This is a genomic window from Streptosporangium sp. NPDC020072, assembly GCF_040631445.1.
Taxonomy (GTDB): domain Bacteria; phylum Actinomycetota; class Actinomycetes; order Streptosporangiales; family Streptosporangiaceae; genus Streptosporangium.
The window spans coordinates 102,510-122,246 of record NZ_JBEYAB010000010.1 but is presented as its reverse complement, the minus strand read 5'-3'; the positions used below and the strand labels follow the sequence as shown (position 1 = coordinate 122,246).

19 protein-coding genes are annotated in these 19,737 nt (G+C 69.0%); 15 read left to right on the top strand and 4 right to left on the bottom strand.

Annotation, left to right across the window (positions count from 1 at the left end):
* Nucleotides 1-11: 11 nt before the first annotated feature.
* Both ABZ470_RS24605 and ABZ470_RS24600 read left to right on the top strand, forming a co-directional pair.
* Entirely contained in the window at nt 12-1,253 is a 1,242-nt protein-coding gene (locus ABZ470_RS24605; protein WP_362914102.1) for an MFS transporter, read from the top strand.
* Between the two features lie 113 nt (nt 1,254-1,366).
* A complete protein-coding gene (locus ABZ470_RS24600) occupies nt 1,367-3,352 on the top strand; it encodes a thioredoxin domain-containing protein (RefSeq protein ID WP_362914100.1) in 1,986 nt (661 codons plus the stop codon).
* A gap of 166 nt (nt 3,353-3,518) precedes the next feature.
* Here the strand turns inward: ABZ470_RS24600 and ABZ470_RS24595 are convergent, their stop codons facing one another.
* Both ABZ470_RS24595 and ABZ470_RS24590 read right to left on the bottom strand, forming a co-directional pair.
* Nucleotides 3,519-5,759: a transglycosylase domain-containing protein gene (locus tag ABZ470_RS24595; protein ID WP_362914098.1), complete on the bottom strand. Its 2,241-nt coding sequence runs from the start codon at nt 5,757-5,759 to the stop codon at nt 3,519-3,521.
* A 102-nt stretch (nt 5,760-5,861) separates the two neighbouring features.
* On the bottom strand, nt 5,862-6,341 hold the full coding sequence (locus ABZ470_RS24590; RefSeq protein ID WP_352013834.1) for an Lrp/AsnC family transcriptional regulator: 480 nt from the start codon (nt 6,339-6,341) through the stop codon (nt 5,862-5,864).
* 102 nt (nt 6,342-6,443) lie between these two features.
* On the opposite strand from ABZ470_RS24590, the gene hppD reads away from it, so the two are divergent.
* The 3 genes from hppD to ABZ470_RS24575 all read left to right on the top strand — a co-directional run bounded on the left by hppD (nt 6,444) and on the right by ABZ470_RS24575 (nt 9,806).
* The gene (gene hppD / locus ABZ470_RS24585) at nt 6,444-7,553 is read left to right on the top strand and encodes a 4-hydroxyphenylpyruvate dioxygenase (RefSeq protein WP_362914096.1); all 1,110 of its coding nucleotides are present in this window, start codon (nt 6,444-6,446) and stop codon (nt 7,551-7,553) included.
* A 143-nt stretch (nt 7,554-7,696) separates the two neighbouring features.
* Nucleotides 7,697-8,266, top strand: a complete 570-nt coding sequence (locus ABZ470_RS24580) for an RDD family protein (protein ID WP_352013836.1) — start codon at nt 7,697-7,699, stop codon at nt 8,264-8,266.
* Between the two features lie 82 nt (nt 8,267-8,348).
* Nucleotides 8,349-9,806, top strand: coding sequence for a M1 family metallopeptidase (locus ABZ470_RS24575; protein ID WP_362914325.1), 1,458 nt, complete (start codon nt 8,349-8,351; stop codon nt 9,804-9,806).
* Nucleotides 9,807-9,817: 11 nt separating this feature from the next.
* Here ABZ470_RS24575 and ilvA read toward each other — a convergent pair whose 3' ends face one another.
* Nucleotides 9,818-11,026: a threonine ammonia-lyase gene (gene ilvA / locus ABZ470_RS24570; protein WP_352013837.1), complete on the bottom strand. Its 1,209-nt coding sequence runs from the start codon at nt 11,024-11,026 to the stop codon at nt 9,818-9,820.
* Between the two features lie 250 nt (nt 11,027-11,276).
* On the opposite strand from ilvA, the gene ABZ470_RS24565 reads away from it, so the two are divergent.
* From ABZ470_RS24565 to ABZ470_RS24520, 10 genes are all read left to right on the top strand, one after another.
* The gene (locus ABZ470_RS24565) at nt 11,277-11,723 is read left to right on the top strand and encodes a MarR family transcriptional regulator (protein WP_362914094.1); all 447 of its coding nucleotides are present in this window, start codon (nt 11,277-11,279) and stop codon (nt 11,721-11,723) included.
* A 47-nt stretch (nt 11,724-11,770) separates the two neighbouring features.
* Entirely contained in the window at nt 11,771-11,950 is a 180-nt protein-coding gene (locus ABZ470_RS24560; protein ID WP_362914092.1) for a PadR family transcriptional regulator, read from the top strand.
* Between the two features lie 417 nt (nt 11,951-12,367).
* Nucleotides 12,368-12,523, top strand: a complete 156-nt coding sequence (locus ABZ470_RS24555) for a hypothetical protein (RefSeq protein WP_362914090.1) — start codon at nt 12,368-12,370, stop codon at nt 12,521-12,523.
* Between the two features lie 78 nt (nt 12,524-12,601).
* Nucleotides 12,602-13,222 (top strand): hypothetical protein, encoded by a 621-nt coding sequence (locus tag ABZ470_RS24550; protein ID WP_352013841.1) that lies wholly within the window; start codon nt 12,602-12,604, stop codon nt 13,220-13,222.
* Between the two features lie 154 nt (nt 13,223-13,376).
* Complete coding sequence (locus ABZ470_RS24545; protein ID WP_362914088.1) at nt 13,377-13,832, top strand: GNAT family N-acetyltransferase; 456 nt, start codon at nt 13,377-13,379, stop codon at nt 13,830-13,832.
* A 662-nt stretch (nt 13,833-14,494) separates the two neighbouring features.
* Nucleotides 14,495-15,373, top strand: a complete 879-nt coding sequence (locus ABZ470_RS24540) for a helix-turn-helix transcriptional regulator (protein ID WP_362914086.1) — start codon at nt 14,495-14,497, stop codon at nt 15,371-15,373.
* Complete coding sequence (locus ABZ470_RS24535; RefSeq protein ID WP_352013845.1) at nt 15,364-15,567, top strand: DUF397 domain-containing protein; 204 nt, start codon at nt 15,364-15,366, stop codon at nt 15,565-15,567. The genes ABZ470_RS24540 and ABZ470_RS24535 overlap by 10 nt, the downstream gene beginning before the upstream one ends.
* Nucleotides 15,568-15,754: 187 nt before the next feature.
* Nucleotides 15,755-16,360, top strand: coding sequence for a hypothetical protein (locus ABZ470_RS24530; RefSeq protein ID WP_362914084.1), 606 nt, complete (start codon nt 15,755-15,757; stop codon nt 16,358-16,360).
* Nucleotides 16,361-17,251: 891 nt separating this feature from the next.
* Nucleotides 17,252-18,448 (top strand): cytochrome P450, encoded by a 1,197-nt coding sequence (locus ABZ470_RS24525; protein WP_352013847.1) that lies wholly within the window; start codon nt 17,252-17,254, stop codon nt 18,446-18,448.
* A gap of 32 nt (nt 18,449-18,480) precedes the next feature.
* Nucleotides 18,481-19,122 carry a helix-turn-helix domain-containing protein gene (locus ABZ470_RS24520; RefSeq protein ID WP_362914081.1) on the top strand — a complete coding sequence of 214 codons (642 nt, stop codon included), beginning with the start codon at nt 18,481-18,483 and terminating at the stop codon, nt 19,120-19,122.
* Here ABZ470_RS24520 and ABZ470_RS24515 read toward each other — a convergent pair.
* Nucleotides 19,067-19,471, bottom strand: a complete 405-nt coding sequence (locus ABZ470_RS24515) for a hypothetical protein (protein ID WP_362776697.1) — start codon at nt 19,469-19,471, stop codon at nt 19,067-19,069. The two genes, ABZ470_RS24520 and ABZ470_RS24515, sit on opposite strands and share 56 nt — an antisense overlap.
* Between the last annotated feature and the right edge of the window lie 266 nt (nt 19,472-19,737).

The window sequence follows — 19,737 nt, the reverse complement described above, 5'->3', positions numbered from 1 at the left end:
GGAGAACCACCGTGAACAAGTCGGCCGCCCCGACACCGGGCGACACCGGCCGCAAGCGCTGGCTGATGTTGGGCCTCGGCGTCGCCGCCCAGGCCGTCGCCTGCGTCTTCGTCTACGGGGTCCCGTACCTCGTCCCCGAGCTCCGCTCGACGGAGCACCTGTCGCTGGCGCAGGCGGGGGTGGTGATCTCCGCCCCCACGATCGGGCTCATGGCCGCCCTGGTCGCCTGGGGGGCCGCGGCCGACCGGTACGGCGAGCGCGTCGTCCTGGGCCTCGGCCTCGCCCTGTCGACCCTCATTCTGTTCGCCGGCCTCATGGTGCACGGTCTCGTCCTGCTCTGGGTCGTCTTCTTCCTGGCCGGGGCCGCCGGCGCCTCGGTCTACGCGGCCAGCGGCCGAGTCGTCATGGGCTGGTTCAGCGCCAAGGAGCGCGGCCTGGCCATGGGTGTACGGCAGACCTCCACCCCGCTCGGCATGGGCGTCGCCGCCCTGGCCATCCCGCCGCTGGCCGCCGGGAACGGCATCTCCGCCGCCCTGCTGTTCACCGCCGTGCTGACCGGTGTGGTCGGGCTGGCCGTCGCGATCTGGGTGGTCGACCCGCCGCGCCCCGCGAAGCCCACCGCCGACGGGGCCGCGACCAAGCCGCCTTCCCCCTATCGCAGCCCGGTCCTGTGGCGCGTCCACGGTGCGAGCGCCCTGTTGGTCTGGCCGCAGTTCACCGTCGGCGCCTTCGGACTGCTCTATCTCGTCGACGTCCAGCACTGGAGTGTCACCGACGCCGGCCGGTTGATGGCCGTCGGCCAGCTGGCGGGCGCGCTCGGCCGAATAGCGGTGGGCAAGTGGTCCGACCGCGTCGGCAGCCGGCTCCGTCCGATGCGGCAGCTCGCCCTGGTCAACGGCGTGCTGATGCTTCTGATGGCGCTGTGCGCGCTGTGGCCCTCCTGGGCGGCGGACGTGGTGCTGATAGCCGCGTGTGGCCTGGCCGCCAGCACCAACGGCCTGTCCTTCACCTCGACCGCGGAGATCGCCGGTCCCCACTGGGCCGGGCGCGCCCTGGGCGTTCAGAACACCGGGCAGAACCTGACCGCGTCACTGACGCCGCCACTGGCCGGTGAGCTGATCATCGTCGGCGGCTACGCCGCGGGCTTCGGCTTGGCCGCCGTCTTCTCCCTCGCCGCGGTTTTCGCCACCCCGTCGGCCCACCGCGCCGAAACCCCCCGGCCGGACCCCGCTCCCGCCCCGCTCAAGACCTGAACCCCGCGCTCCCCGGCGGAACAGCCGGTTCCCGGGGTCGCGGCCTGGAACGCGGCCTGGCGTCCGCGCACGCCGTCCTCGTCCGGCGTGCCGCCTGTGGCAGAGTGGGTGGCATGAACAGACTGGCCGAGGCCCAGTCGCCGTACCTCCGTCAGCACGCCGACAACCCCGTCGAATGGTTCGAATGGGGCGAGGAGGCGTTCGCCGAGGCCAGGCGCCGTGACGTTCCCCTGCTGATCTCCGTCGGGTATTCGGCCTGCCACTGGTGCCACGTGATGGCGCACGAGTCGTTCGAGGACCCGGCGACCGCGGCGATGATGAACGAGCGGTTCGTCAACGTGAAGGTGGACCGCGAGGAGCGGCCGGACGTCGACGCGGTCTACATGGCGGCGACCCAGGCCATGACCGGTCAGGGCGGCTGGCCGATGACGGTCTTCGCCACCCCGGAAGGCCACCCCTTCTACACCGGGACCTACTTCCCCAGGGCGCACTTCCAGCGGCTGCTCGCCGGGGTCGCCAACGCCTGGGCCGGTGACCGGGAGGCGGTCGTCGGGCAGAGCTCGACGATCGTGGAGGCGCTGAACGAGCGCAGCGCGCTGCCCACGGGACCGCTGCCGACGGCCAGGACGCTCGCCGAGGCCGTCGAGACGCTCGGCCGGTCCTTCGACCCGGTGCGCGGCGGGTTCGGCGGGGCGCCGAAGTTCCCGCCGTCGATGGTGCTGGAGTTCCTGCTCAGGTACGGCGCCGCCGCCAAGACGTCTCCCGGCGAGGAGCCCGCGGTCCTGATGGCCGAGCGGACGTTGGAGGCGATGGCCAGGGGCGGGATCTACGACCAGCTCGCCGGCGGATTCGCCCGCTACAGCGTGGACGCCGACTGGGTGGTGCCGCACTTCGAGAAGATGCTCTACGACAACGCGCTGCTGCTGCGGGTCTACACGCACTGGTGGCGTCTCACCGGGTCGTCCCTGGCCAGGCGGGTCGCGCTGGAGACCGCCGAGTGGCTGCTGGCCGAGATGCGCACCCCCGAGGGCGGCTTCGCCTCGGCCCTGGACGCCGACAGCGAGGGCGTCGAGGGGAAGTTCTACGTCTGGACGCCCGAGGAGATCCGCGAGGTCCTCGGCGAGGAGGACGGTGACTGGGCGGTCGCCCTGTTCGAGGTGACCGGGACGTTCGAGCACGGCACCTCGGTCCTGCAGCTGCTCGCCGACCCCGACGACGCCGAGCGCCTCGCCGACGTGCGCGCCAGGCTGCTGGCCGCCCGGGGCCGCCGGGTACGGCCGGGCAGGGACGACAAGGTCGTGACCGCGTGGAACGGCCTGGCCATAGCCGCGCTCGCCGAGACCGGGGCCCTCTTCCGGCGGGCCGACCTGGTCGAGGCGGCACGGGTCGCGGCCACGCTGATCGACGACCTCCACACGGACGGCGACCGGCTGCTGCGCACCTCGCGTGACGGCAGGGCGGGCGGCAACGCCGGGGTCCTCGAAGACTACGCCGACCTGGCCGAGGGTCTGCTCACCCTGTACGGCGTGACCGGCGAGACCCGCTGGTTCGACCGGGCGGGCGTCCTGCTCGACGCGGTGCTCGACCGCTTCTCCGACGGCTCCGGCGGGTTCTTCGACACCGCCGCCGACGCCGAACGGCTCTTCCAGCGCCCGCAGGACCCCACGGACAACGCCACCCCGTCCGGCCAGTTCGCCGCCGCCGGGGCACTGCTGACCTACGCCGCGCTGACCGGCTCGATCAAACACCGGCAGGCGGCCGAGGAGGCCCTGGGCACGGTGACCGTCCTGGCGGGCAAGCACGCGCGCTTCGCCGGGTGGGGGCTCGCGGTCGCGCAGGCCGCCCTCTCCGGGCCGGTCGAGGTCGCCGTCGTCGGCCCCGCCGGTGACCCGGCGACCACGGCCCTGCACAGGGCCGCCCTGCTGTCGACCGTACCCGGCCTGGTCGTCGCGCTCGGCGAGCCCGGCTCGGCGGGTGCCCCGCTGCTTGAGGGGCGCGGCCTGGTCGGCGGCCTTCCCGCGGCGTACGTGTGCCGGGGGTTCACCTGCAGGATGCCGGTGACCACCCCTTCGGCGCTCAAGACCGAGTTGCTCGCCTGATCCGCCGGGCAGGTCCCAGGACTCCGCTCTCCTGGGACCTGTTCGCGGATTCACGCCCACCGCGGTCGCCCGGGCGGCGACCGCTCCACAGGCTCAGGGCAGCGGATTCACGCCCGCCGCGGTCGCCCGGGCGGCGACCGCTCCACAGGCTCAGAGCAGAGGCCGGTCAGTTCGGGCGGGACTGGGTGACGCTGTCCTGATTCGGAGCCTGCTCCCTGCCGCCGATTCCCGGCTCGTCGCCGTCGCCCTGATCGTCGCCGTCGCCGTTACCCGGACCGTTGCCCGAGCCGTTGCCCGGCCCGTTGTCCGAGCCGTCGCCCTGGTCGTCGCCGTTGCCCTTGCCGTTACCGGGGCCGTTACCGGGGCCGTCGCCGTCCGGTCCGTCGTCGTGGTCGCCGGGCTGCGGGGTGTGGTCGGGGGCCGGGGGTGTCGTCGGGTTCGAGCGCTGGGGCGGCGGGGCGGTGTCGTCCCGGGTCCCGTCGTCCGAATAGTCGCCGGTGTCCGAGCGGTAGGTGTCGCCGTAGTTGGAGTAGCCGTAGTTGGACGGCTCGGCGAACTCCTTGACCGGTTTGCCCGCCATCGCCTCCGTCATGAAGGCGCGCCAGACCTGGGCCGGGTACGTCCCGCCGTACAGGGCGCTGCCGTCCACGACGACCGGCTTGTTGTCGTCGCGGAACATGTCGACGGCCACCGCGAGCTGCGGGGTGAACCCGGCGAACCACACCGAGGCAGACTTGTCGGTGGTGCCGGTCTTCCCGGCGACCGGACGGTCGTAGAGGCGGGCGGCCGAACCGGTCCCCGCGGTGACGACCTGGGTCAGCGCGTAGGTGGCGTCGACGGCGGCCTGCTCGGTGAAGGCCCGCTTCCCCTTGGTCTCGATCTTGGTGGTGTCGCCGTTCGCGTCGGTGATCGAGCGGATCACGTGGGCCTCGCGGTGGACGCCTCCGGCGGCGAAGGTGGCGAACCCCGAGGCGTTCTGCACGGCGCTCACCGAGGCCACGCCCAGCGGGAGGGTGGCGGCGGCGCTGTGCGGGGCCAGCTGGTCGGTGGGGATGCCCGCCTTCTCCGCGGTCTCGACGACCTTGTCCAGGCCGACCTTGCGTCCCAGGTCGACGAAGGCGGTGTTGACCGAGCTCTGGGTCGCCTTGACCAGGTTGATCTGCCCGTAGGAGTATCCGCCGGAGTTCGGGATGCCCTTGCCGTCGGTGGTGATCCGCAGCGGGGAGTTGCCGTCGACCCGGGTGTCGAGGCCGAAGCCGTTGTCCAGGGCGGCGGCCAGCGTGTAGGCCTTGAAGGTGGAGCCCGCCTGGACCTTGGCGCCGAAGGCGTTGTCGTAGGGCTGCCTGCGCCAGTCGCGCCCGCCGTAGAAGGCGACGACCTCGCCGGTCTCCGGATCGACCGCGGCCAGACCGGTGCGGACCTCCTTGGGGGTGCTCTCCGGCAGGACGGAGGTGACGGCGCGCTCGGCGGCGGCCATCAGGTCCTTGTCGAAGGTGGAGACGATCCGCAGGCCGCCCTGGTTGATGGTCTCGTCGGTGTATCCCCTGCGCCTCAGCTCCGCGGCGACCTGGTCGAGCATGTAGCCCTCCTGCCCCTTGGGGGCGAAGATCGGCCTGGGCTTCTTGAGCTGGGGGAACGTGGTCGCCGCGGCCTGTTCGGCGGTGAGGGCGCCGGTCTGCCGCATGCCGTCGACCACCGAGCGCCAGCGCGCCCTGGCCGCGTCGAGGTCGGCGCCGGCGGGGTTGGCGAACCGGGAGGGCTGCTGGATCACGGCGGCGAGGTAGGCGCCCTCGGCGACGGTCAGCTTGCTGACGTCCTTGCGGAAGTAGGCGTCCGCGGCGGCCTGGATGCCGTCGGCGTTGCGGCCGAAGTAGATCGTGTTGAGGTACTGCTCAAGCACCCAGTCCTTCGACTTCGACTGGTCGACCTTCAGGGAGATCATGATCTCCTTGAGCTTGCGGACGATGGACCGTTCCTGGCTGAGGCCGCTGTAGTAGTTGCGGACCATCTGCTGGGTGATCGTCGAGCCGCCCTGGAGCTGCCGGCCGGTCAGCGTCGACCACATGGCGCGTACGGTGCCGGTGAGGGAGATGCCCTGGTCCTGGTAGAAGGAGCGGTTCTCCGCGGCGATCACGGCGTTCCTGACGTGCTGCGGGACCTGCTCAAGCGGCACGCGTTTGCGGTTGACGCCCTGCCTGGCCAGCACGGTCTTGCCGTCGCGGTAGTAGATCACCGACCCCTGGGCGGTGGCCTGCGGCTGGGTGCTTCCAGGGATCGGTGTCATCGCCCAGGCGAGGGCGAACGCTCCGGCCAGGGAGATCACGAGCGCTCCGAAGACGATGAGCGCCACCTTCAGGAGCCTTCTCCTGGGTCCGGCCTTGCCCGCCCTCTTCCGGTACTTGAGCACTCGTCCCCCTGTTCCGTCCGCGGCCGACCCCCCGCCGGCCGCACGGAACCGTAAGGGTAAACGATGCATAACGGTGTCTGAGCCTTGCTTGGGATAGTACGGCTAGGTCCTCCCCTGACGCGGCGCGTCGGCCACCAAGGGAAGGACCCGGTATGGCACGGGTGTGTCCAAGGCGATGACCGAGGAGGTCCTGACCACCCCGTGGACCTCCACGATCAGGTCGATCACCCGTTGCAGGTCGGCGTTGCTGCGCGCCACGACCCGGCAGTGCATGTCGTCACCGCCGGTGATCGTGTGGACCTCCAGCACCTCGGGGATGGCGGCGAGCTGGTCGGCGACGGGGACGTGGCCGCTGATCTGCCGGATCTGCAGGGTGACGAACGCCGTCACCACGTAGCCGAGGGCGGCCGGGGCGACGTCGGGGCCGTATCCGGTGATCACGCCCCTGGCGGCCATCCGGTCGAGGCGGGCCTGGACCGTCCCCCTGGCCACCCCGAGCCGCCGGGAGCACTCCAGCACGCCCAGCCTCGGTTCCGCGGCGAGCAGCGCGATGAGCCGCGCGTCAAGGTGATCAATCGTCATTGTGTACAGGTACTCCGGTGGGAGTGGCAGTCGATTGCACACATTGTCCACTAAATAAGCTAACTCTTGCACAACCAGCTCATCGAAACGGACAGTATTCGTATGAGCGACATCTTTCCCGTGAACGGCATGGACGCCGTGGTCTTCGCCGTCGGCAACGCCAAGCAGGCCGCCCACTACTACTCAAGCGCCTTCGGCATGCGGCTGGTGGCCTATCGCGGGCCGGAGAACGGCAGCCGTGAAGAGGTGGCCTACGTCCTCACCTCAGGAAGCGCCCGCTTCGAGTTCCGCGGCGCCGTACGGCCGGGCACCGGGGTCTCCCGGCACGTCGCCGAGCACGGGGACGGCGTGATCGACCTGGCCATCGAGGTCCCGGACGTCGAGGCGGCCTACCGCGGCGCGGTCACCAGGGGCGCCACGGGCCTCGTCGAGCCGTACACGGTCGAGGACGACCACGGCAAGGTCGTGCTCGCGGCGATCGCCACCTACGGCGAGACCCGGCACACCCTGGTCGACCGCTCCAACTACAGCGGCCCCTACCTTCCCGGGTACGTCGCCGCCCAGCCGATCGTCCCGGGTCCCGACGTGAAGAACGGCCGGGTGTTCCAGGCCGTCGACCACTGCGTGGGCAACGTCGAACTCGGCAAGATGGACGAGTGGGTCGACTTCTACGGCCGGATCATGGGCTTCACCAACATGGCGGAGTTCATCGGTGACGACATCGCGACCGAGTACTCCGCGCTGATGTCGAAGGTGGTCGCCGACGGCAGCCGCAAGGTGAAGTTCCCGCTCAACGAGCCCGCGATCTCCAAGAAGAAGTCGCAGATCGACGAGTACCTGGAGTTCTACGGCGGCCCCGGTGTGCAGCACATCGCACTGGCCACCAACGACATCCTGACGGCCGTCGACCACATGCGCGCGGCCGGGGTGCAGTTCCTCGACACTCCCGACTCCTACTACGACGACCCCGAGCTGCGGGCCCGCATCGGCCAGGTCAGGGCGCCGATCGAGGAGCTGAAGCAGCGCAAGATCCTCGTGGACCGCGACGAGGACGGCTACCTCCTGCAGATCTTCACCAAGCCGGTGCAGGACCGCCCGACGGTGTTCTTCGAGCTGATCGAGCGGCACGGGTCGCTCGGCTTCGGCAAGGGCAACTTCAAGGCGCTGTTCGAGGCGATCGAGCGCGAGCAGGACCTTCGCGGCAACCTGTAGTCCCTCTCCGGGCGCCCGCGTGTCCCGCGGGCGCCCGGTTTCCCTGTCAACATTTGTGCGCCTGTGTGGCCTCGCGGGGCGTGAGGGACAACTTGTAACTCCCCTTGGCTTTGGAATAGCCGTTATGCGGTGATTCACGACTTATGGGATCACCACCATCGGACAGTTCAGGACCTTCCTCCTGGTCCGACCAGCCGCCGGGCCCCGGGCGCCCCGCCGGGCCGTACGGTCCCCGGCACGGCGCGGGACCGCCGGGGCCGGAGTATCCCGGGTACGGCGCAGGGCCGCCCAGGCTCGGCGGACGCTGGCGCCGGCTGTTCGCCGGAATCCTGGACATCATCATCGTCGGGATCATCTCCTCGCCCTTCACCTACGAGTCGTTCAACACCGTGTGGGACACGAAGAAGGGCGTCTTCGTCCAGATCCCCGTGCAGCACACGCTGCTGGCGAGCGTGGTCGGCTTCCTCTACTACTGGCTGCTGACCGCCTTCTGGGACGGCAGGACCGTGGGCAAGAAGCTGTTCGGGCTGCGCGTGACCGACATCAGCGGGCGCAGGGTCGGCGTCGGGCAGGCCGCGCTCCGCGAACTGGTCGCGTGGGTGCTGTACGCCACCTGCTGCCTGGGATGGATCAACCTCGCCTTCATCCTCTTCACCAGCCGCAAACAGGCCATCCACGACATGGCGGCCAAGACCGTGGTCGTGGATTCCTGATCATCTGAGCTCCCCCGTCTCGCTCGCGTAGTGTGCGACAGGACGCCCGGCACGACCGGGCGCGGGAGGGGGATCTGTGATCATGGCGTCCGGCAGGCTCGCAGTCGTGGCGACGGCGGTGCTCATCGGGACAATCGGCGCCTGCGGGTCGGCGTCGCAGGGGGAAAGCGGCTCCACCACGGTCGTCGCCGACGGCTCCATGCCCGATGACGGGGTGGCGGCCCGGCACGCGGGCAGGGCGGGAGCGGCCGGCATCGGCGATCCCGACTTCCCCAACGACGGCAACGGCGGCTACGACGTCGGCCACTACCGACTCAAGATCGACTACGACCCGGAGCGGAAGTACCTCTCCGGTGTCGCGGGCATCCAGGCCAAGGCGACCCAGAACCTGTCCAGGTTCGACCTCGACCTGTCCGGCTTCACGGTCGGCAAGGTCACCGTGAACGGCGCCCCCGCGCGTTTCTCCCGTTCCGGGGACGAACTCGTCGTGACCCCGCCCAGGATGATTCCCGACAGGTCGGCCTTCACCGTCGAGGTCACCTACGCCGGGGAGCCGAAGCCGGTGCGCAACTCCCCCAACCTCGGGACGTACGGGTTCATCCCCACCTCGGACGGCGCGTTCGTCGCCTGCGAGCCCAACGGCGCGCGGACCTGGTTCCCCGGCAACGACCACCCCGCCGACAAGGCGCGCTACGACTTCGAGATCACCGTCCCCGAGGGCGTGACCGCGCTGGCCAACGGCGAGCAGGTCGGCAGCCCGGTCACCTCGGACGGGAAGACGACCTACAACTGGCGGGAGAGCCACCCGATGGCGAGCTACCTCGCCACCGTGACGATGGGCAGGTTCGAGCTGCGCGAGGGCAGGACGGCTCTGGGCACCAAGAACGTGGCGGCCGTCGATCCGCGCTACAGCGGCTCGCTCAACCGGCTCTACAACCAGTCGGCCAAGATCACCGACTACTGGAGCAAGGTGTTCGGCCCCTATCCGTTCTCCTCGACCGGCGGTGTGATCGACGACTTCCCCGCGGGTTACGCCCTGGAGAACCAGACGAAGCCGATGTACGGCGGTTTCAACCCCGGTGACGACGTCATCGCCCACGAGCTGGCCCACCAGTGGTTCGGCGACAGCATGAGCATCAGGCGCTGGCGGGACCTGTGGCTCAACGAGGGCTTCGCCACCTACGCCGAGTGGCTCTGGTCCGAGCACAAGGGCAACGCCAGCGCCGAGCGGATCTTCCGCAACCGCTACGCGGTCGACTCCGGTGCCGCCATCTGGAAGTACGCCCCGGGCCGCGCCAAGCCGGACGACCTGTTCAACGACTCGGTCTACACCCGGGGTGCCATGACGCTGCACGCCCTCAGGCAGCGGATCGGCGACCCGGCGTTCTTCCGGGTGCTGAAGACCTGGAACGCCGAGCACAAGTACGGCTACGTCACGACCCCGGAGTTCGTCGCGCTGTCCGAACGGATCTCCGGAAAGCAGCTCGACGACCTCTTCGACGCGTGGCTGTTCACCCCGAGGAAGCCGACCACCTGGTAGGCGGGCCGGGGTCAGTCGCAGATGACCCGGTAGCCGTCCTGGCGCAGGGACCCGAGCACCTCGTCCGAGTGGGCGGGGCCCTTGGTCTCCAGCTGTAGCTGGACCTCGGCCTCGCCCAGGTGCACGCCGATCCGTTCGTGCGCGATGTCGAGCACGTTGGCGCCCAGGCCGGCCAGTTCGGCCAGCAGGCCGGCCAACTCCCCCGGGCGGTCGGACAGCGGGACGCGCAGGGTCAGATAGCGCCCGGCCGCCGCCAGCCCCCGCCTGAGGATCTTCGACAGCAGCAGCGGGTCGATGTTGCCCCCGGACAGCACCGCGACCACGGGCGGTTCGAACACGTGCGGATGGGCCAGGATCGCGGCCACCCCCGCCACGCCCGCGGGCTCGACGACCTGCTTGGCGCGTTCGAGGCACAGCAGCAGCGCCTGGGATATCTCGCTCTCCGAGACCGTGAGGACACTGTCCACCAGATAGTGGATCAGCTCGAAGGGCAGCTCTCCCGGGCGGCCGACCGCGATGCCGTCCGCCATGGTCGTGGCGGGCGGGACCGTGACCGGCTCGCCCCTGGCCAGCGAGGCCGGGTAGGCGGCGGCCCGCTCCGCCTGGACCGCGATGATCCGCACGCCGGGCCGCAGCGACTTGACGGCCAGCGCCACCCCGGCGGCCAGCCCACCACCACCCAGGGAGACCACGATCGTGCCCGTCTCGGGAAGCTGTTCCAGGATCTCAAGCCCGATGGTGCCCTGCCCGGCGATGACGTCCGGGTGGTCGAAGGGGTGGATGAACACCGCCCCGGTCCGTTCGGCGTGCTCGACGGCGCTGGCCAGGGCGGTGTCCACGGTGTCACCCGAGAAGACCACCCGCGCGCCGTAGGAGTTGGTCGCGGCGACCTTGGGCAGGGGCGCGCCGTGCGGCATGTAGACCGTGGAGGAGGTGCCGACCAGACCGGAGCCGAGCGCGACACCCTGGGCGTGGTTGCCCGCGCTGGCCGCGACCACGCCCCGGGCCCGCTCCTCCTCGGTCAGGCCCGCGATCCTGACGTAGGCCCCGCGCACCTTGAACGATCCGGAACGCTGGAGGTTCTCGCACTTGAGGTGGACGGGACCGCCGATGGCCGCCGAGAGGACGTGCGAGTGCACCAGAGGGGTTCGCAGGGCCACATCGGCCAGTAGTTCGCGGGCGGCGACCACGTCGTCGTAGGTCACCTGACGATCTGACATGCGGGACATCCTGCCACCACCCGGTGGCTTTCCCCCGCGCTTCGCCGGTCGCACCCGGGTGTCGACGGTGCTGATCTCGGGGTTTTCCCCGTGTCACACCGGCCGGACCGGTTTCATGGACGGGCGCCGGACAGGCCTGTCCGTGCCGTGTGCGTGCCGTACACGGAAAATCTTGGACAAGTCAAAATAACTGAGCTATCAAATATTTTGATCGCTTAAATACCTGTCGCCGCCTCAGTATGCTCAGCACATGGCAGACGACAGTGACAAGACCACCGTCGCCGAGCAGGTGTGGCGCAGCATGTTCGGATTCATCATGCACACTCGGCCCCGCAGGGACGCCGTGCTCACCGGACTCGGACTGACCCCCACCGAGGCCAAGGCGCTGGACTCCCTCGACGGGGAGACCGGCCGCACCATGAAGGAACTGGCAGCCGAGTGGAGCTGCGACGCCTCGACCGCGACCTGGACCGTGGACCGGCTCGAACGCCTCCACATGGCCGAACGGCGTCCGCGCCCCGGTGACCGGCGCGTCAGACTCGTGGTCCTGACCCCGCTGGGCGTGACGACGAAGGAGGAGATGACCAGGGGGATGCACATGACACCCCCAGAGCTGCTCGACCTCGGCGAGGAGGAGCTGCGCGCCCTGCGCGCCCTGCTCACCAAACTCCCCGGGGGCACCCGGTCTCCCGCCTGACCGGCCGGGCCTGACCATACTTCGCCGGGCGAAGCATGGTCTCTCTCATGGTCAAAGGATCACCGGTGGTCAGCGAGCCGACCTACTCCATCCTCGCCTGCCTGCTCGACGGACCGCTGTACGGACACGGGATCATCAAGCAGACCCTTGAACTGTCGGAGAACCGGGTGAGGCTGCCGGTCAGCACGCTGTACGGCGCACTGGACCGGCTCACGGCGAACGGCTGATCGCCGTGGACCGCGAGGAGATCGTCAACGGCAGGCCGCGGAGACACCTCCGGCTCACCGACGAGGGAAAGTCCCTGGTGACGGCGGAGGCTCCGCGCATGCGGAGGACGGCTCAGATCGTGACCGGGCGAACCATGCCCGGACCGGCGTTCTCATGACCGCCGCCATGGGTCCCCACGCTCCGACGGGGGTGGGCGTGGGGCTCCTGGAACGACGCTACCGGCGGCTACTGCTGGGTTGTCCCCGTCCGTACAGGGATGCCCACAGGGACGAACCGGTCGCGACCCTGCTGGAGACCGCGGAGCCGGGACGCGTCCCTGGTCGTCGGCGGGCCGCGGACCAGGGCGGCCCACGTCGAGTCTGGTCGAGCGCGACGGCTGGAAGCGCTTCCGGACCGAACTCCAGAAGCTCCCCGAGGTGGACACGCCGCACCTGGACAGGGAGATCAGGGCGTCCCTTGAGGACCTGGAGTGCGGCAGGGGCTTCTCCACCGCCTTCCCGCCCAGGCGCAGGCAGATCATGGAGAGGACCCTTCAGGAGTCCGGCTGGAAGGACGGGCTGCTGCGGTGGTGAACCCCTCCGGGGAACGGCCGGTGAACGGCCCGCTCCCGGCCTATGGACGCTGGGTGGCGGATAGGCAATCATCTACCGATGAAATCGCTCCCCCTCACGTCGGGCATCATCGGCGGCGTGCTCGTAGTCGGTGTCGCAGGCTGGATGATCTGGCAGTTACAGGAGCCGGACTCGACGGGCCTCGCGCGTGAGCCGGTCGTCGTCGTCGGCGACAAGACGCGCGCCTCCCTGATGGAGGCCATCGACCGGTACCTGGAGACGGCCGATCCCAAGCGGGAGAAGCCCCAGGTGCTGGCCGCGTTGAAGCCGGAACTCAAGCCCAGGATGTTCTGTCACGAGAACCTCGTCGAGGTTCGGAAGAAGAGCGAGAGCCAGCAGCTCGTCGGCATCGCCGCCTCGTGCGAGGAGTACGCCCGGGTCGGGCAGAAGCTCCTGGCCAGCAGCCAGTACAAGAACCTGTCACTGCTGACCGTCGAACCGAACGGCGAGACCTACCGCGTCATCGACATCCAGGAGGCCCTTGAGGGGGACCTGGTGCGCTCCTCGGTACGGGAGATGTTCTCCGCCGAAGGGGCGCCCCGGGCCCTGGAGATCAGCGACTCCGACTTCTCCGCGCTGAGCGAGGAGAACCGGGTCGAGGGCCGCAAGGTGTTCGGCCTGCCGCCGAACGCCGAGATCCAGCTCTACCAGCCTTCGTAGGGGTTCCCCCTCATTCGAGGCTCTTCGGCGTCGGACTCCCCTCGCCGACGTGTGACCCGCCGCTCGCCGGGGCTCCGGACAACCCCCACATGTCCCGAACCCGGCGCGCCGCGGCTGTTTTTTCAGCCCCCGGTACGGTGCCAGAATCACGTCCATGATCACCGTTCGCCCCTACCTCCCCGAAGACCGTGCCGCCGTGCTCGCGCTGACCCCCCGCCTGGCCGAGGGAGTCGCGACCTGGCGGGACCCCGGCGCCGTGGGCACCGCCGTACTCGGCTGGGTGACCGGGTCCCTGGAACGGACGGGCAACGACGACCATGGAACGTTCGTGGCGGTTCACGACGGCCATGTCGCGGGGTTCGTCACGGTCACCACCCGCACGCACTTCACCGGCGCACGGGACGCCTACGTCGGCGAACTCGTCGTCTCCCCCGAAGCCGAACGCACGGGTGTGGGAAGCACCCTGATGTCCGCGGCCGAGTCATGGGCACGCGCGCACGGCCTGCACCGCGTGACCCTGGAGACCGGCGCCGCCAACCTCCCCGCCCGCGCCTTCTACCGCTCCCTGGGCTTCACCGAAGAAGACGTACGGCTGAGCAAACCGATCTGACCCGATTCGATCTGTACCTTCCCACCACCGCGAACCGGAGGCCCGAGCTTTCCCCACGCCGCACACGAAGAGTTCAACAGACTTTTCCGGCACCATGCGTGAAGGTTCGGCCCACTTTTTCCGAGCACCGTCCGTGAGGACTTTGTCTTCGCCCTTCCCGATACCGCGCAGAGAGGTTCGCCCCGCACCACCCGATGCCAAGGACCTGCGCCTTCCCCATGCCAAGCCCAGGGGTTCGACCTGCGCTTTCCGGTGTCGTGCGTGAAGGGTTTGCTTGTGCCTTACCGGCCCCAAGCGTGAGGGGTGTCCGGCTTGGGCGCGTCGGTGCTTGGACTGAGGAACGCAGGAGCGAAGCGACGAAGAGACGAGGGAAAGCACCGACTCAGGGCGCCCAAGCCCGCGACGCCGCCAGGCGGCGCAAAGAAACACAGTATGGCTTGAATGAGCACACCCAAGAAGTGAAAAATTGCCGTACCGGTCTGTTCCATCCGACGGTGCCCCGGCACGAAAACGCCTGGTACCGTCCCCCTCACCATGAGTTATGGATTATTTGTCGGACTGCTTTCGAGGTCAGAGTTCCCGTGAAAAGGATTCCCAGGTCAGAGTGGGCAGGACAATGACAGTTGATTGGTTTTCCCGGTCTGGTTTCCGTTCCCCTCCCGATGCCGGGACGACACCGGGAACCGGGTCACCGGCGTCCCGGAGGGGTCACGATGGGTGACGTCCCCTCCCTCGACCCCGGTTCTCCTCGTGTGCGGTTCGGCGTGGAGATGCGGCGCCTGCGCGAGGCGGCGCACCTGTCCCAGTCCGCCGTCGCCGCCCGTCTCGGATGCACGCAGACCCAGATCAGCAGGCTGGAGATGGCCACCCGTACCCCGTCGAGGGCGGACGCGGAGAAGCTGGACCAGATTTTCAACCTGGCCGAAAGACAGCATTTCGTCGGTCTGCACCGGCGCATCGTGGCCAGACCGGGCGGCCCGAAGTGGTTCATGGGCTGGGTTGAGGAGATCGAACCCAATGCGCTGGCCCTGCACTCCTGGGACCCCCTGCTGATTCCCGGGCTGTTGCAGACCGAGGCCTACGCGCGGCGGATCTTCAGCCTGGAGCCGAGGATCACCGCCACCGAGGTGGACGAACGCGTCCAGGCCCGCATGCGCAGGCGGCAGATCCTCGACCAACGGAACCCTCCCTCCCTGCTGGTCCTCATGGACACGGGTGTGCTGCGGCGCCCGGTCGGCGGCCCCGAGGTGATGCGGGAGCAGCTCGACCATCTGCTCGACGCGGTGAGACACCCCTCTGTCTCCCTTCAGCTCGTCGCCCCGGAATGCCTGCCGGGAATGCTCGGCGCTTTCATGATCGCAAAACTTCCGAACGGCGATCCCGACATCGTCCATGTGGATTCTTCGGCAGATGGACGGGTTTCCTCCGAGCGCGAGACCGTCGCCTCCGTCTGGAAACGCTATGAAGCCATACGACTGTGGGCCTATCCTGAGCACGCATCCCTCCGCATGATCGAGGAAGTGAAAAAGGAATGGACCTGAGCACCACTGTGTGGCGAAAGTCCTCACTCTCCGGCGGAAACGGTGGGCAGTGTGTCGAGGTCGCCGGTCTGACAGGCGGCACGGCGGTGCGTGACAGCAAGAACCCCGACGGGCCCAGCCTTCTCTTCACCGCCGCCGAATGGCGGACGTTCGTCGAAGGCGTCAAAACCGGTGAGTTCGACAGGTTGGTCTAGGGTTTTTTCCTGATCGGTCACAGGACGACGCGTCGGATGACACCGGCCCGCCCCTCACGGTGCGGGGACCGGTGTCATCTCATGCCAGAGGAAGGTAAACAGGAATGGACCTGAGCACCACCGCATGGCGAAAGTCCTCATTCTCCGGAGGAAGCGCCGGGGCCCCCGAGCTCGCCCGGCTCACTTGATGCGCGGGAGCCGGTTCGCCGGCGTCCTCGTACTGCTGGCGACGGTCTCCGCCTGTGGCCAGAGCGCCGTGAGCGCCCGGATCCCCGCTCCGGCGCCGTCGTCCTCGCCGCCTTCGTCCCTGGCCGCGTCGGTCTCGGCGCCGTCGTCGCCCGTTCCCCGGCCCGCCGTGACGGTCGGTCCCGGGGTGCCCGGCAAGAAGACCAAGGGGTGCCCGGTGACCAAGCTGCGCAGCCGGGGTGACATGCCGCAGGACGTGGGCGAACAGTTCCGGCAGGAGCAGCTGACCCCCGGCGACTGGTACGGCGTGGGCGGCCTGTGGACGTTGCTGGACACGACCGACGTCGCCTACAAGCGTTCCGGCGAGACGGTGGCCGTCAAGACGGTGTGGTGGCGGGATCGTGACGAGGCGCTGACGGTCGAGGCCGTCTCGGTCAAGACGGGTGAGACCGTGCGGGGGGAGAGCCCCGGCCCCTACCCGGTGCCCGGTGTGCAGCCCATCTCACTGCCGCTTCCCCACCTTGGCTGCTGGCATGTGTCCGCCTCTCTCGGCGGAACAAAGGTCAGTTTCATCACCGACGTGGCCCGCATCGGGGTTCTTGACTGACCAAAACATCCGAATAAATCCCCAAAGGGGATCATAAACGGAAATATAACCCTCCGTTATGATAAAAAGCTATATAAGCGGAGGGGAGTCGCGTGTTGACGATGCGTTCTCGTCGTGGACACGCCGGAGCGGGGTTCGGTCCGGCATCACGGGACGCCGGACCGGAGCCTTTTCCCGGATTCCCCTGAAGCGGGAAAAGGCCGGGAGCACGGAGCCGAAGGCGGCGACGCCGCGAATCCTCACCGACTCGGCCCCCGCGGAACCCCGTGCCGACGACTGAATCTCGACCCCGGCGGTCACCACAGGGCCGGTTTTCACGTCGCCGACGCTCCGCCGGGACAACACGAACGCATCAGGTTCCCCAATCGCCCCGGCGAGGACGATCCATGGCCCCTGCAGGCCCGTTTCACGATCCGATCACGCGCGACAAGGAACAGCGCGCCGCCGTACACCGCCCATCATCCGCTTGTCCGATAAACGGAAGCGGGGAGGGAGGGGTGCCCGCGCTCGTCGCCCGCGTGCCGGGCCGGACGGCACGCGGGCGGACGCCCCGAAGGGCCACGGTGACGCAGCGGGTTCGCGGCAAACCCCGCGCGGGGCGATCGGCGCGTTCCGGTTCGGCACTTCGCGGGCGGAGAGCGAAACGGGCATGACAATTTTGCCTCCAGAGAGCATCCGAAACGCCACCAAACCACCATCTTGCCTGCTCAAGCGGGCATATGTGGAAGGAAGCACCGGTACCCAAAATCCCTGCACCTTCGCAGGGAAGAGCAAGACAAATCCCAATTTGGACTGACAACCGGTGAGTAATTCTTTGCCACTAATCGATAGGTTGCTATCGTTTTTGGGAAGGAACAGAACGGCCGGAAGGTAAGTCAACCGGGGGGTCGCATGACCGAGTCCATTGCGCTGCCGCTGCACATGTGGCGGGCGGGGTTCGACCCCGCTCCCGAGCTGGAGGCACTTCGGGACGAGGAGGGCATAAGGCGGATCACGACGACGCTGGGCTTCGACGCCTGGCTGGTCACCCGCCACGACGACGTACGGGCGGTGCTCGGTGACGCCGAGCGCTTCAGCAACGACTGGCAGAGCCACTACCCCGTGCCCGGTGATCCGTACCGGACCGAGGAGGAGAAGGCCAGGTTGCGCGCGGGCAACCTGCTCTCCTTCGACCCTCCTGAGCACACCCGGATACGCCGGATCCTGACGCCGGAGTTCACGCTGCGCCGGATGCGCAGGCTCGAACCCCGGATCACGCGCATCGTCGAGGACCATCTGGACGCGATGGAGAAGGCCGGATCCCCCGCCGACCTGGTCTCCTCCTTCGCGCTGCCGATCCCCTCGCTGGTGATCTGCGAGCTGCTCGGCGTGCCGTACGCCGATCGGGAGGACTTCCAGCGCAGGACCGGCAGGCTGCTTGACCTGTCCCTCGCACCGGAGGAGCGGATCGCGGCCCAGCGTGAGTCGCGGCAGTACATGGCCGAGCTGGTCGCCCACGTCAAGTCGGACCCGGGCGAGGAACTGCTCGGCATGCTGGTGCGCGAGCACGGCGACGAGCTGAGCGACGACGAACTCGCCGGCATCGGCAGCCTGCTGCTGGTGGCCGGGCACGAGACCACCGCCAACATGCTGGGCATCGGCACGCTGGCCCTGCTGCGCCACCCCGACCAGCTCGACCTGCTCAGGAAGGAGCCCGAGCGTGTCGAGGCGGCGATCGAGGAGCTGATGCGCTGGCTCAGCATCGTCCACTCCGGGGGCTTCAGGATGGCGACGACGAAGGTCGAGGTCGCGGGGCAGGTCATCGAACCGGGCGAGCTGGTGCTGTGCTCCCTGCCCGCGGCCAACCGCGACGCCGCGTTCGTGCCCGATCCCGGGCAGCTGGACATCACCAGGGGCGCCTACGGCCACATGGCCTTCGGACACGGCGTACACCACTGTCTGGGGGCCCCGCTGGCGCGGATGGAGATGCGGGTCGCCTTCCCCGCGTTGCTTCGGCGCTTCCCCGGGCTGCGCGTCGTCGATCCCGAGGCGCACTTCCGCACCTTCCACGTGGTGTACGGCCTGACCTCCCTGCAGGTCGCCTGGTAACCGTCCGCATCCGGACTGCTAGCGTTCGGTGTGTGCCAGAGCAACGACACAGAGCCGATGCCCTGCGCAACTCCGACAGGATCGTCAGGGCTGCGATCACGGCCTTGCGGGAGGGGGGCACCGCCGTACCCCTCGATGAGATCGCCCGCAGGGCCGGGGTCGGGATCGCCACCGTCTACCGGCGGTTCGGCGACCGTGACGGCGTGATCAGAGCCTGCTTCGAGACGTACTTCACCGAGGAGGTCGAGCCGCACGCGCTGGCGGCCCGCCGGGCGGCCGACCCTCGGCAGGGGCTCGCCGAGGCGCTGGGCGCCATAGTGGACACGTTGGCCGCGCACCGCGCCCTGCTCACCGCGGCACGGGAGGCGGGCGCGTTCACCGAGTCCCTGTTCGAGCGGTTCGGCGCGCCGCTGGGCGACGTGCTCGCCGACGCCCAGCGGCGCGGACTGGTCCGCGCCGACCTGCTGGTCCGCGACCTGGCGGCGATGGTGGTGATGACCCTGGCCACGATCGGCCCGACGGGTCTCGACGGCCACCGGAGATATCTGACGCTCCTGTTCGACGGGACCCGTCCCTCGGAGGCGCCGCTGCCTCCGCCGTCCGAGCCGGGCGAGAGGATCAGTCCCGCAGGGCAGCGGCCTCACGCCCGTGCACGATCAGCGCGTACAGGATGACGACGTCGACCGCGATGACGACGATGGACCACCACGGATTGGCCGCGAGCCAGGCCATCTGGGTGATGGCGTTGACCGCCACGAGGACGACGGCCGCCATCCGCGCCCACTCCTGACCCATCAGCAGGGTGATGCCGACGGCCACGAGCAGGATGCCGAGTATGAGGTGGACCCAGCCCCATCCGGTGAGGTTGAGCACCAGCAGCTTGTCGCGGATCTGCACGTAGAGATCGTTGTTGAAGATCGCGTACAGACCGGAGATGGCGTTGAAGAAGCCGTCCACGATCATGACCACGCCCGCGAACCAGATCCAGCCGATCCAGCCCGTCATCCGCGTGTTGTGTGCCATATGGTGCTGTGCCATATGAATCTGCTGCCCCTTGACCGGTGAGTCGTCACCGACGCCGGGGAAACCTCGCCCGTCCCGGTGCCGTCCCGTGGACGGGTCTTTGCCCTCCACTCCTCCACGGGCGAAACCACGGGCGAAACCACCGCCGGCCGTACCGTCCCGGCTGTGCGGATTGAGTGATCCGACCCCGGGTACATCGCACGTTCCGTCCGGGTCCGCGGCACGCGTCCGCACTGATCACTTTCAGATACACTCCTGTATCTGAG